Consider the following 13,685-nt stretch of genomic DNA (forward strand, 5'->3'; position numbering starts at 1 on the left):
GAGGCGCGGGACCGTCGAGGGACGTCCCGCGCCTCGCACGGTGTCACGAGAGCGTGAACGTGACGGTCGTGGTGTTGCCCGCGACGTCGTACGCGACGAGGGTGTTCTCGCCCTTCGTCGCGCCGAACACGCCGGGGGTCACGTAGTTGACGTCCGACCACGCGTTGTCGGTCAGGTTCTTCTCGACGCCGTTGAGCGTGACCTTGTCGATCTTGCCGGCGTCGTAGAGCTTGAAGCTGACCTTGCTGTAGACGCCGTCGGCGCCGACGGTCTCGCCCGCCCCGGTCTTGACCGCGACGGTCGGCGCCGTGGTGTCGACGGTCACCTGCCGGGTGGACGTCTTCGAGATGTTCCCGGAGGTGTCCTGGGCGTTGTACCGGATGGTGTAGGTGCCGTCCGGCAGGCTCACGGTCGCCTGGTGCGTGCCCGACGTCGCGCCGCCCGCGACCTTCGTTTGCGTGCTCTTGACGAGCGTGGAGCCGCGGTAGACGTTGGCGACGATGCGGGCCAGGCCGCGGTCGTCGGTGGCGTCCACCTGGATCTGCAGCTTCTGGAACGGCCCGGCCGTCGTCGGCGACACGAGGGACACCTCGGGCCGGGTCGTGTCCGCCTTCTCGACGAGGTGGACCCGGTAGCCGGCGCTCGTGCCGTCCTGGGCGTCGACCGTGACGGTCACGGTGCCGTCCGCGACCGACACGTGGGCCGCGGCGAGGTCGTCGGTCGGGTCCGCGGTGACGTCCGCCGGGGTGACGGCCGCCGGGTCCGCGACGGCCAGCGACGCACCGTCGTCGGACGCCGCGGCGTCGACGTCGACCTTCTGCCCGGCCACGGTGAGCGTCTTCAGGCTCGCGTCGGACGACGCGGCGGGCCGTTCCTTGAGGGAGACCGAGTCCACGAAGAAGGAGCTGACCTTCGTGGCTGCCTCAGGTGCGGCCGGGTCGCCCGTGCCGATGCGCAGGACTGCGGTCGACGCGTCGAACCCCGCGGGCAGCTTCACGTCGCCCACGAGGTCGACCCAGCCGCCGGGCGAGGCCTCGACCGAGACGGCCGCCGCGTGGCCCGACCCGTCCCTCACGACGCCGGAGAACGTCGCCGTGCTGCCCGCGGACGGGTTGTCCGCGGCCTTGAACAGGACGTGCGCGGTCAGCTGGTAGCTGCTGCCCGCACCGACCAGCCCGGTGAGCGGGTACTGGGCCGCGTCGCCGTCGTACGTGCGGCTCTTCGGGTTGAGCGAACGCCCGCTCGACCCGTAGACGGTCGAGTAGCCGGTGTTCGCGACGACCGTGCTGTCGGACTTGGTCTTCGTCACGGTCCACGGGTCGAGCGTGCTGTCGAACGTGCCGTTGGCGATCAGCTCGCTTCCCCCGACCTGGAAGGGCAGCGAGGCGCTGACGCCCGAGCCGTCCACGGCGGTCGCCGTGATCGTGGCCGTGCCGCTGTGCTCGGCGGTCGCGGTGCCGTCCGAGGTGACGGAGACGACCTTCGGGTTCGACGAACTCCACGTCACGGACGTGTCCGCGGCGTCCCACGGGCGGACGTTCACACCGAGGTCGGCCGTCTGGCCCTGCGTGAGCTCGGCCTTGCCGCCGTTGACGCTCGCGCCCGTGATCGAGAGTCCCTCCACCTTCGTCGCCGCGCCCGCGTCGGTGAAGCCGAACTTCAGGCTGTGCAGGTCGGCCACGCTCTTGCCGCTGCTGGAGTGGAACACCAGGTAGATCGCGTGCTTGCCGTCGAGCGCGTCGAGCTTGGGCACGCGCGCGGTGTAGTCGGCGGCTTCCCTCGGGTCGCTCGCCAGCACGCTGATGCTGCCGACCTTGGCGCCGGCGTTGTGCTCGTTGTCCCAGGGCCGGTCGACCATGATGTCGATCGTCCCGTCGACGCCCTGCGGCGTCAGGTTGAGGGAGAGCTGGGTGGTCTTGCCGTCGGCGGGCTTGCCGTCGAGGTTGAAGTACTTGTACCCGACGATCGAGCCGTCGGTGTTGTTGGTGACAGGAGCCGTCGCGTCGCTGGCCTCGGGGTAGTCCGGGTTGTCGATGCGCGGGATCTGCGAGCCGCCGGTGACCCAGGAGGCGATTCCCGCCGAGGTCGTGGCGTAGGGGTCGAGGCCGTGGGTCTCGAGGCCCTCGGAGGTGACCTCGGCCTGCGTGATCTTGACGGCGCCGTCGGCCGTGACCTTCACGTCGATCGGCTCGGCCATGGCCTGGCGGGCGTAGGCGCCGGAGACGGCACGGTGGTAGAAGACGTACCACTGTCCGTCGATCTTGATGATGCTGCCGTGCGTGTTGTTGCTGGCCATCGTGGTGATGGCCTGGCCGTTCTCGCCGGTCTCGGGCGCCCGCGCGTCGACGAGTGTGCCCCCGTACGTCCAGGGCCCGAGGGGTGTGTCGCCGTACGCGTAGGCAAGGGTCGCGTTGGACGCGCCCAGACCACCCTCACCGTCCGCGGTGACCCGGCTGTAGATGAAGACGTACTTGTCCCCGACCTTGCGCAGCGACGACGCCTCAAAGAACCGGAAGATCCCGTCTTGGTTGTTGTTCGAGACCATGTCCGTGATCTTGGTGTCCTGCTTGATCTGGTACATGTTGCTCTGCATCTCGGCCCCGTTGGACTGCTGGAAGCCCCAGTAGCCGTAGGCCTTGCCGTCGTCGTCGATGAAGACGGCCGGGTCGAACCCGAGGTCGCCCCCGGTGGTCTGCGTCTTGGTGTCGTCCTTCCAGTTGATCACCGTGAACGGACCCTTGGGGCTGTAGGACTTCGCGACCATGCCGCCGCGGCCGGACGCGGTGTCTTGCGGGTAGAGGTAGTAGGCCTTCTTGGTGCTGCCGTCGGCCTGCTTCTCGTCGACCGCGGCGATGTCCGGGGCGTAGAACGTGTCGGCCGTCGAGGCTCCCGGGGCGGTGTACTCGAAGATCTTGCCCTCGTACCGCCAGTCGTTGAGGTCGTCGACCGGCGCCGACCACAGCACGAGGTCGGTGCCGCAGTACGACGTCTTGTTGATGTCGTGCGACCCGTAGATGTAGAGCCGTTCGTGGCCTGGATTGTCCGGGTCCTCGAAGACGTGCGGCTCGCCGTCGGGGATGTGCTCCCACTCGGGGAGGTAGGGGTTCGCCGCCTGGGCGGCGGGGGCGACGGCGAGCACGGTGCCCGTCGTCATCAGCGCGGCCCCCAGCAGCACCGCCAGGGTCCGTCTCAGATGAGTCTTCAACGCTCGTTCCTTCCTTGGTGCGAGTGTGACGAGGTCTCGGGGCAGGAGAGGGCGTCGCACGGGGTGCGGCCGACCTGCGGGTGCCCGGCGGTGGACACCGATCCCTCCTGTCAAGAGGCTCACGGTCGACCCTAAGGAAAGGGCTAACGTTTGTCTATGCATAGAACAAACAAATCGAACTCGCGTCGATGTGCGGGGTCGACCACGCCGGCACGCGCGGGGTCGGGTCCGGAGGCACCGCAGGCGCGGCACGTCCTGCGACGTGCCGCGCCCGTGGCGTTTTCCCGGTACAGCGTTCTCTCGGTACAGCGTTCTCTCGGTGCAGGTCTCTCAGCACTGCAAGGTCACGGCCCTGCGGCCGTGACGGTGAGCGTGAACGACTGCGTCGCGGGCGCGAGCCCGTTGATCGCCGTCAGCGTCACCTTGGAGGTGCCGGCCGTGCCGACCGCCGGCTTCCCGGCGATCGTGGCCGTCCCGTCCCCGTTGTCGGTGAACGTGACACCTGCCGGCAGCGCGCCCGTCTCGCTGAGCGTGGCGACCGGGTAGCCCGCCGTCGTCACGTCGACCGAGCCCGCGGTGCCCTCGACCAGGGAGCCCGTCGCGCCGGAGGTGAAGCGGGGCGCGCTCCCGACCGACAGCACGAACGCCTGCCGGACGGTCTTGCCGACGCCGTTCGACGCCGTGATCGTGATCGGGTACGTCCTGGTCCGGCTCGGTGCCGTCCCGGCGATCGTCGCCGTGCCGTCCCCGTTGTCCCGGAACGTCACGCCCGCGGGCAGGGATCCGGACTCCCGGAGGCGTGCGGTCGGCGAGGAGCTCGTCGTCACCGTGAACGAACCCGCCGTGCCCTTGGCGAACGTCGCGCGGGCATCGGACGTGATCTGCAGCGGTGCGACGTCCACGACGAAGCTCGTGGAGACCGACGTCCCGCGGTACCTGACGGTCGCCGTCACCGTAGCGATCCCGGAGCCCACGGCCTTGAGCCGCTGCTTCGCGCCGGAGCCGACGACACGCACGACCTTGGACCGGTTGGACGCGTACGACACCTTGAGGCCCGACGGGAGCGGCACGCTCTGGCCCTTGCTGACGTACCCGTACAGCTTCTGGTCGTTCATCGAGACCGTGAGCTGCGGGTCGATCGTCGTGTTGACGTCGAACATGACCCGCTGCGCGACCTGCTTCGCCTTGTCGCCGGTCTGGATCGGCTTGGCCGTGACCACGGTCGGCGTCTCGTGGATCTTCCCCGTGACCTTGACCCTCGTCGACCACACGACGTCGTCGTCCGCGGACGACGTGGCGAGCTGGAAGCCGTAGCGTCCCGGGTCCACCACGTACGTGCTGCTGTCCTCGTCGAAGAACGCGAGGTCTGCGGCCTTGACCTTGAAGGTGACGCGCTTGGACTGGCCCGGAGCGAGCTCGACCTTCGTGAAGCCCTCGAGCCGCTTGAGCGGACGCTCCGCCGACGCCGGCTCGAACGGTGTGGTCACGTAGAGCTGCGGGACCGCGCGCCCCGTGCTCGTGCCCTTGTTCTTCACGGTGGCCTTCACGACGACCGTGCCGTCCGCCGTGACGTGGCTCTTCGACACCGAGACGTCCGAGTACGAGAACTTCGTGTACCCGAGGCCGTACCCGAAGGGGTAGCTCGACGCCCCCGTGAAGTACTGGTACGTCCGCCCCTTCGTGTCCGCCGTCGGGCGGATCGTGTAGTCCGTGACCGAGGCGAGCTGGCTCGCGTCCCGGTACCAGGTGAAGGGCAGGTGCCCGCTCGGGTCGGTCTCGCCGAGCAGGACGTTCGCGAGCGCCGTGCCCTGCTCCTGGCCGTTGTACGAGCTCCAGAGCAGCGCCGGGGTGGTGTCCTGGAACGACGCGAGGTCGACCTGGCCCACCGTCTCGAGGTAGACGATCGTGCGCGGGTTGGCCGCCTCGAGCCGGCTGATCATGTCGGACTGCGCGCCCGGCAGGGCCAGCGACGTGCGGTCGTGGTCCTCCGAGGACGTCGTGCCGTCGGTGCCGGCGACGGCGATCACGGCGTCGTACCTCGCGGCCGCCGCGATCGAGTCCTCGTCCACGGTGGTCAGCTTGTTCGCGGTCGTGCCGCCCGCGACGCCGGGGAGGAAGTCCACGGTCGCCTTCGGGTTGATCTTCTGCACCGCGGCCTTGATGCCCTCGTAGGCGTCGACGGACTTCGCCTGGCCCGAGGTCGTCTGGATGCTCGAGTAGCCGCCGAGGAACAGGCCGCCGCTCGGGTGGGCGAAGTAGCCCACGACGGCGATCTTCGGGGCCCCGGTCCGCGGCACCTGCAGCGGGAGGAGCGACGACTTCTTCGAGCCGCTCGCGGCAGCGACCTTGTCGTTCTTCAGCAGCACGAGGCTCTGCTCCGCGGCCGACTCGGCCTGTGCGAGACGGTCCGAGGTCTCGGTGACCGCCTGGTTGGCCTCGCTGCTCACCCACGTGCCGGGGGCGAGCCTCGCGCGGGCCTGGGCGACCCACGGGACGTCGTCCTCGGCGTCGAGCTCGCCCGTCGCGATCCGTGCCGTGAAGAGGCGCACCACCGAGGTGTCGACGTCACCCTCGTTGTACACGTCGGTCTGGGTCTGGATGCCCTGCGCGACCGCCGTCGGGACCGTGTTCCCGTACCCGTACTGGTCGTGGTAGCCCGCGTTGCACGCCAGGTCCTCGCCCGCGGAGTTCGCGAACGCCGTCCGCCCGTACTGGTCCAGCGGGGCGCTCGCCTCCGGCGGCTGCCAGTGGTGGCCGGCCTGGATCTCGTACACCGCGTCGCAGTCACCGGTGAAGTAGCCGGTGAACCCGAACGTCTCGCGCGCCATCGTGTCCATGAGCTGCACGCTCGCGGCGGCGGGGACCCCGTTGACCTCGTTGTACGAGCTCATGATCGAGCCCGGGTGGCTCTGCTGGATGATGCTCGCGAACTGCGCCGTGTAGTACTCGCGCAGCGTGCGCTGGTCCATGTCGGACGAGCCGCTGCGCCGGTTGACCTCGGAGTTGTTCGCGGCGTAGTGCTTGAGCGTCGCCACGGCCTTGTCGTAGCCGTTCGCCGACGCCGGCAGCTTCCCCTGCTGCGTCTGCCCCTGCAGCCCGTCGACGTACTGCGAGGCCAGGTCCGCGGTGAGCTTCGGGTCCTCGCTCCACGACTCGTCGTTGCGGCCCCAGCGCGGGTCGCGCGTGAGGTTGACGGTCGGGGCGTAGAAGTCGAGGTTGAGCCGGTTCTCGGGCGTGATGTCACGCGCCTCGTCGCCGATCTGCCCGGCGACGGCGTAGGTCAGGTCACGGTTCCACGTGCTGCCCATCGACAGGTCCGACGGGTAGGACGTCGTGTTGGTCAGCGTCGTCGCGTTGCCCGTGGGGGTCGTCGTCAGGGCGTTCACGCCATGGTTCGCCTCGTTCCACCACCACCACGCCGCGATCCCGAGGCGCTCGATCGCCGGCGGTCGGCTGCTGTCCATCTGGGCGGCCTTCTCGGCCAGGGTCATCCGCGAGACCAGGTCGGTCGCTCGCTCTGCGGGCGAGTAGGCCCGGTTGAGGTAGATCGGCTCCTTCGCGGCCGACGCGCTCGGCGCGCCCGCCACCCCCGTCGCGACGCCCGCGCCGGTGGCCACCAGGCCGACCGCCGCGAGCGACGCCATCCATCTGCTGTGCATCGTCGCACTCCCCTCGTGAAGGTGCGGCGGGCCGGGCGGCACCGCCGCGCTGCGGGGCGTCGTGGGCGCCGCACCACGGCGACCACCCACGACGCCCCGAGATCAGATCGCCACCGAGTCAGCGACCTCCCTGGTGGCCACCGTGGCGCCCGCCGTCGTGGCCGCCGTCGTGCCCGGAGTCCGCGTGCGGTGCGCCGGGCGCCCAGTTCTGGAAGGTCCCGCTGTCGTAGAGGTACCCGAGCAGGTAGAGCAGGCCGTCGAAGTAGCGCGCCTTGCCCGAGGGGATCGCGGTGTTCCACAGGTCGCGCACGAAGTCGTCGCTGCCGCGCGCGGTGGAGCTGATCGCCGTCGTCGCGTTCATCGCGACGAGGCCCTCGGCGTGGGCCGGCTCGTACGTGTTCTGTCCCGCCGCGAGGGGCGTGCCGTCCTTGCGGTACCGGCTCACGTACGTGCTGACGCCCTGCTTCTGGAAGAAGGCCTGGAGGGTGTTCGAGTAGCTCGTCTGCCACTTCTGGGTGCCGTACCAGGACGCGTCGACGTTCGCGTTGGCGATCGCGCGCCACGCGTCCTCCTGGAACGTCTGGCTGTAGGTGTCGTCGCCCTGCTTCTCCCACGACCACCAGTACGGCGTGCCGTCGAAGTTCGTGTAGCAGGTCGTGAGCCCCGTCGTCGGGTCGTGGGCGTCCTGCAGGAGCTTCTCGCCGGCCGCCGCGGCCTTCGTCCACTGGGTGGCGTCGTCGCGGTCGAACGTCGCGAAGGCCTTGTAGAACGCCGGGAGCGCGTACGACGGGTCGGTGAACCCGACCGCACCGGGCGGGGAGAACGTCGGCAGGTAGGTGGCGGCGTCGAACATGTTCACGCCGCCGTCGTCGGACTGGTGCCACATCGCGTGGAGGATGCGGTGGGCCTCGGAGCCGTAGTCGCGGATCCCGCGCCCGTCGCCCCAGCGACCCGAGGCGAAGACGAGCGCCGCCGCGATCCACTGGTCGCCGTCGGGGGCGATGCCGGTGTCGATCACCTTGCCCGTGGTGTCCGTGTGCCAGGCGAAGTAGTCCTTGGTGCTGCCGCTGCTGACCTGCATCTTGGTCTTCGCGAACTTCCAGAGCTTGTCGAACTCGGTCTTGTGGTCGAGCTGGACCGCGATCATCATCGCGTAGCCCATGCCCTCGGACCGGACGTCCTGGTTGCCGATGTCCTCGACGTAGGCCATGTCGTCGCCGAGCTCGTAGTAGACGGACTGGCCGTCGGAGCGGTCGGCCGCCGTTCCGGGGTCGCCGTGGAAGAGCTGGTCCCAGGTCTTCGCGATGCGGGCGTCGACGGCCCGGCCGGAGTAGCCGGCCCGGGCGAAGACGTTGGTGTAGCGGCCGGTGACGGCGCCTCCCGTCTGCCCGTGCGCCGCGTGGCCGGGTGACGGCTGGTGGCCGGACCGCGGGGTGGCGTTCGCCGCGCCGACGCAGGTGCCGACCAGGGCGGCGCTCGTGATCAGGGCCAGGGAGGTGCGAACGGTTCTGCGCATGAGACACCCCTTCGTGTCGATCGGGCGCGCCGTGGTCCCGAGGGGGCTCCTCGAGCTGGCTTCGGGATTCCTAGGCGCGCGATGTATGTCCGACTCCGGACAACGATCGACCGTAGGTCGACCTGTGAGGCCGGTCAAGGTGATCCGGGCGCCCCGGAGGCCTTTAGTTCATCCGCTAAAGGAGAAAGTCGGCGCTAGGGTTCCGGCATGGACAACCGCCGCCGGCGCAATCGCGCCGCGATCGTGACCGCCGTCAGCTCCGCGCGCCCCGTCACGCGGCGCGACGTCGCCGCGCGGACCCGCCTGTCCGTCTCGGCCGTCGCGAGCACCGTGGCCGAGCTGATCGCGGACGGTGTCCTGGTCGAGCGCGACGACGCCGGCGGGACGAGCACGGGTGGTCGCCCGGCCGCCCGGCTGAGCCTGGCCTCGGGCCTCGGAGTCCTCGTCGGGGTGCACCTCGGGCACGGGAGCACGCGCGTCGTGCTGGCCCGCCCCGACGGCGCCGTGCTGGCCGAGCGCAGCCAGGACCTCGACGTCGACCACCGCCCCGCCGAGACGCTCGAGTACGTCGGGAGCTCTGTGCTCGAGCTGGCCGACGGCGAGGGGCTCGAGCACCGCGAGCTGCTCGGCATCGGGGTCGCGGCGTCGGCGCCCGTCCTGCTGCCCTCGCAGACGCTCGGGTCGCCCGCGATGCTCAGCGACTGGAACGAGATCGACATCGCCGAACGGCTCGATCGGCGCACCGGGCTGCCCGTCCGGGTCGGCAACGACGCCAACCTCGGCGCGCTCGCCGAGGCCGACGCCGGGGCAGGCACCGGGGCCGAGGCGATGCTCTACCTCCTGCTGTCCGAGGGGGTCGGTGCCGGGCTCGTCGTCGGCGGCGAGCTGTACGCGGGTGCGTCGGGCCGGGCCGGCGAGCTCGGGCACCTGCCTGTCGAGCGCGACGGGCGGATCTGTCGGTGCGGTGGCCGAGGCTGCCTCGAGACGGTCGTGGGAGCGCGCGCGATGCTGGACGCGCTCGGTCAGGCCTACGGATCCTCGGTCGACCTCGACGACCTCGTGACCCTCGCCGAGCGGGGCAACACCGGGGTGCGCCGGCTCCTGGCCGACGCCGGCCGGTCGGTGGGGTTCGCGCTCACGACCGTGTGCACCGTGCTGGACGTCGACCGCATCGTCGTGGGCGGCAAGCTGGGCCAGACGGGCGACGTGCTGCTCGACGCCGTCCGGCAGACCCTGCGGGCGACGCTCCCACCCGTCACGAACCAGGAGCCCACCGTCGTCGCCGCGGCACTGGGAGAGCGGGCCGAGAGCCTCGGGGCCGTCCATCTCGCGCGGGTCGCGGCCACGGAGAAGCTCGTCGCCGCGGGCTGAGCGGCCTGGCACGACGTCGCAGGGCACTTTTCGTTATCCGGTTCCTCGCGCGTGCGCCTCCTGTACGTCAGACCCGCCGTGGGACCCACGGCCCCGTCACGTCCCAGGAGGAACGATGCCTTCCGCACCGTCGACCCCGAGCTCGCCGCGCCCTGCGCAGGCCAGACGCAAGGCCCGCTACCGGCGCGTCGCCACGATCGTCGGCGGCGCCGTCGTCCTGACGACGGTGGTGGGCGTGGGCTGGGCGGCGAGCGAGCGCGGGACCCCGTCCGCGCCCCGCGCCGGTGCCCCTGCCGCAGCGGCCGAGGACGTCGCCGCCGCGCCGTCGTCCCCTTCGGCGAGCCCCGCTGCCACCCCCACGCCGAGCAGCGAGCCCACGCCGACGTCGACGCCGACCGCCTCCGCGACGGCGAAGAGCGCCGAGAAGTCCGGGCGCGCGAAAGCGACCGGGTCGGACCACGACGCCACGAAGAGCGGCGGCACACGCGGCACGGTGTCGTCGGCCGGCTCCACGTCCTCCGCGGCTGCGGGGGCGGGCTCGGAGTCGGGGTCGTCGGCGGGATCGGCGAAGGACGGCGGCTCGTCGCAGTCGGCGTCGGGCTCGGGCTCCCCGGGCTCGTCCGGGTCCAGCCACGCCTCGACCGCGCCGAACCGGACCTTCGCCCTCGGGACCAGGATCTACACCCTCGACCGCGCGGGCCGCACCATCAAGTTCAAGGTCTTCTACCCGCGCACGGGCGACGGCACCCAGGACGTCGCCGAGGCCCCCATCGCGTCGGGCACGTTCCCGCTCGTGCTGTTCAGCCACGGCCTCGGCGGCAACCCGGACTCCTACAGCAGCCTGATCGCACCGCTCGCGAAGGCGGGCTTCGTCGTCGCCGCGCCCTGGTACCCGAACACGACCACCGGATCTTCCGGGAACGTGGGAGACGCCATGTCGGGAAACCAGTCGCTCGACGCGAGCGCGGTGATCTCACGCATGCTCGACTTCGACAAGGACGGCAGCAGCCCGTTCCACGACAAGATCGACACCTCGCACGGGGTGGGCGCGAGCGGCCACTCGCTCGGTGCGATCACGACGCAGGGCCTGCTCGGCGCGAAGAAGGACAGCCGGGTCACCACCGCGGTCATGCTGGCGACCGCGAGCATCGGGAAGCCGACGGGCTCGCCCGTGAAGACGCTGTTCATCAACGGGGACCAGGACCCGCTCACGGCGTACTCGGGCGCCCGCAGCGCCTATGACGCGGTGCCGTGGCCCAAGGCGTTCATGACGCACGTGGGCGGCAACCACGACCGGTACGTCTGGTTCGGCGAGGGCTACGACGAGACGGTCGCGACGCTCGTCGACTGGATGCGCTGGGGTCTCTACGGCGACGCCGGCGCGAAGGCGCGGCTCCCGCACGACGCGTCCGGCAAGTCGATCAGGTGGGAGTCCAAGGGCCTCTGAGAGCTGCCGTCCGGGCCGGCGCTGGTGCGGCGCCGGCCCGGGCGGTCTGTGTCGTCGGCACTTCCCGTGGGGCATCGCCCACGCCGTGTCGACCGATGAGAGGGCGACCGCCGTCGGGGTCGCCCTCGTCGTCGTGCGCGACGAAGGCCATCACGGCGAGGTAGACGCACGCGAGTGCGGCCTGCTCGTTCGGGAAGTGGCCCCGGGCGCGGACGGCCTTGCGGGTGCGAGCGTTCACGGACTCGATCGCGTTGGTAGTGCACACGATCCGGCGGATCTCGGCGTCGAACTGCAAGAACGGCACGAACTCGGCCCACGCGTCGGACCACAGCTTGATGATCGCGGGTTACTGGACACCCCGGGCCTCTTGGAACTCCAGGAAGCGTTCTTCGGCCGCGGCGGCGGTCGGTGCGGTGTCGATCGGCTTCTAAGCGCGGGCGAGATTGTCCCAGTCCTGCCGGGCCGCGTACAGGAACGCAGGTGCGGTCGCCGCCGACGGGGCGGCGGAAGACGGAGCGGAACTCGTGACCCCAAGGCTCTACCAGATTGCGGCCAATGACAGGCCATTCCAAGATCTCGGGCCCGTCATCCCTCGTCAGCCGCCGGCTCGCACCTTCCGAGGACGCGCCGCTACCAGTCGCACGATGGTCGTGACCTGGCCCGACGGGTTGGACTGGCCCGCGGGCCGGGTACAGCAGGACCGCCGGGGACCCGGACAGGTCCTCGGCGGTCCTTGGTGGCGCGTCAGCCGCGGTGTCGGGTCGACGTCAGTGGCTGGTCAGTGGCTGGTCAGGGTCCACAGGTGGTCGCTGGTCCCGGAGTCGTTCCACTGCAGCGCGGTGGCGCCGGTGCTGGTCGAGGCGTTCGTGATGCCCAGGACCAGGCCGGAGTTGACGTTGCGGATCTTGTACTGGCCGTTGCCCGCCGACACGAAGGTCCACAGGTGGTCGCTGGTCCCGGAGTCGCCCCACTGCACGATCGCGGCTCCCGCGCTGGTCGAAGCATTCTGGACGCCGAGCACGAGGCCGGAGTTGACGTTCTGGATCTTGTACTGGCCGTTGCCGGCCGCCACGACCTTCCACAGGTGGTCGCTCGTGCCCGAGTCGCTCCACTGGATCACCGAGGCGCCCCACGAGGTCGACATGTTCTGCACGCCCAGGACCAGGCCCGAGTTCACGTTCTTGATCGAGTACGTCCCCGCGTTGATCGTGCTCCCACCGGTGCTTCCGCCGGCGGCGGCCTGGAGCGCGGTGAGGACGAAGGTGTAGGCCGTCTTCTTCGCGCCCGAGGCGTCGAACAGCAGCGGGTCCTCGCCCTGGCGCCACGAGTCGGAGTCGCGCACGCCCCACACGGTGATGCCCTTGCAGCGTGCGACGGCGAGGCACGCCCTCGTGACCGTCGAGTAGATCGACGCCTGGTTCGAGCCCGAGGCGACGTCGAGCTCGGTGATCTGCACGTCGACGCCGAGGTCGGAGAAGCGCTGGAGGTTCGCCTGGTAGTCGGACGGGATCGTCGAGCCCAGGTGGGACTGGAACCCCACGCAGTCGATCGGCACGCCGCGAGCCTTGAAGTCCTTGACCATGTTGTAGACCCCGGTCGACTTGGCGTTGACGCCGTCCGTGTTGTAATCGTTGTAGCACAGCTTCGCGGACGGATCGGCAGCGTGCGCAGCCTTGAACGCGGCCTCGATCCAGTCGTTTCCCGTCTGCTGGAGGTTCGAGTCGCGGCGGCCACCGGACTCGGCGAAGGCCTCATTGACGACGTCCCAGGCGTAGATCTTGCCCTTGTAGTGCGATACGACGTTGGTGATGTGGTTAAGCATCGCCGACCGCAGGTCGGAACCCGACAAGCTCTGCATCCAGCCCGGCTGCTGGGAGTGCCACGCGAGCGTATGCCCACGCACCCTCATCCCGTGAGACTGGGCGTAGGACACGACGGCGTCCCCACCCGAGTAGTTGAACTGTCCCCGCGTCGGCTCCGTCGCGTCGGCCTTCATCTCGTTCGTGGGGGTGAGCATCCCGAAGTCGCCCGAGACGATCGACGAGTACGCGGAGCCACCGAGCTTCGAGGCCTCGACGGCGGTGCCGAAGTACCGGCCCGTCTGCTCGGCGAGGGCGTCGAGCGACCCCGCGGGCGCCGCCTGTGCGGGCGTTGCCGCGTGGACGACGGACACTCCGGTGAGAGCCAGCCCCGCGGCCGCAGCGAGAGCGGCCAGACGTCGGGGAACGCCCATCACGCTCCGTGATCGTTGTTCTTCGTGCTTCATGGTGCTGCCTTTCGAGGTGTGCGTCCGCAGGGGCGCGGACGTGATCGGAGGCAAGCGCGACAGCCGATCGGGGGTGGTGTCTCGTCGCGCCCGGAGAACCGGGAACTGCCTGGTTCGGACAACGCGCGTGTTAGCGCCCACATCGCGGCGTCACGGCCAGGATCACGCAAGAGGTGCAGATCGGCGTGGCCCACGGTGGCACAGTCCGAGTTCATTGCCAA

Annotated in this window: 6 protein-coding genes and 1 pseudogene; 2 read left to right on the top strand and 5 right to left on the bottom strand. The window is 70.3% G+C overall.

The annotated features are described in order from the left end of the window. Positions 1-43: 43 nt before the first annotated feature. The 3 genes from KDY119_RS03300 to KDY119_RS03310 all read right to left on the bottom strand — a co-directional run bounded on the left by KDY119_RS03300 (position 44) and on the right by KDY119_RS03310 (position 8,380). Positions 44-3,205, bottom strand: coding sequence for a family 43 glycosylhydrolase (locus tag KDY119_RS03300; protein ID WP_194174333.1), 3,162 nt, complete (start codon positions 3,203-3,205; stop codon positions 44-46). Positions 3,206-3,549: 344 nt separating this feature from the next. Then, complete coding sequence (locus KDY119_RS03305) at positions 3,550-6,864, bottom strand: glycoside hydrolase family 3 C-terminal domain-containing protein (protein WP_153021927.1); 3,315 nt, start codon at positions 6,862-6,864, stop codon at positions 3,550-3,552. 118 nt (positions 6,865-6,982) lie between these two features. Then, positions 6,983-8,380, bottom strand: coding sequence for a glycosyl hydrolase family 8 (locus KDY119_RS03310; RefSeq protein WP_051136811.1), 1,398 nt, complete (start codon positions 8,378-8,380; stop codon positions 6,983-6,985). Positions 8,381-8,587: 207 nt separating this feature from the next. Here KDY119_RS03310 and KDY119_RS03315 point away from each other — a divergent pair, with 207 nt between their 5' ends. After that, the gene (locus KDY119_RS03315) at positions 8,588-9,751 is read left to right on the top strand and encodes an ROK family protein (RefSeq protein ID WP_153021928.1); all 1,164 of its coding nucleotides are present in this window, start codon (positions 8,588-8,590) and stop codon (positions 9,749-9,751) included. Between the two features lie 115 nt (positions 9,752-9,866). After that, positions 9,867-11,198, top strand: coding sequence for an alpha/beta hydrolase family protein (locus tag KDY119_RS03320; protein WP_153021929.1), 1,332 nt, complete (start codon positions 9,867-9,869; stop codon positions 11,196-11,198). Here KDY119_RS03320 and KDY119_RS19455 read toward each other — a convergent pair. Both KDY119_RS19455 and KDY119_RS03330 read right to left on the bottom strand, forming a co-directional pair. Continuing rightward, positions 11,173-11,673: pseudogene (locus tag KDY119_RS19455) on the bottom strand (transposase); the annotation flags it as partial. The gene KDY119_RS03320 and the pseudogene KDY119_RS19455 sit on opposite strands and share 26 nt — an antisense overlap. A gap of 303 nt (positions 11,674-11,976) precedes the next feature. After that, entirely contained in the window at positions 11,977-13,464 is a 1,488-nt protein-coding gene (locus tag KDY119_RS03330) for an endo-1,4-beta-xylanase (RefSeq protein ID WP_227994504.1), read from the bottom strand. Between the last annotated feature and the right edge of the window lie 221 nt (positions 13,465-13,685).

Source organism: Luteimicrobium xylanilyticum (assembly GCF_009429125.1).
Taxonomy (GTDB): Bacteria; Actinomycetota; Actinomycetes; order Actinomycetales; family Cellulomonadaceae; genus Luteimicrobium; species Luteimicrobium xylanilyticum.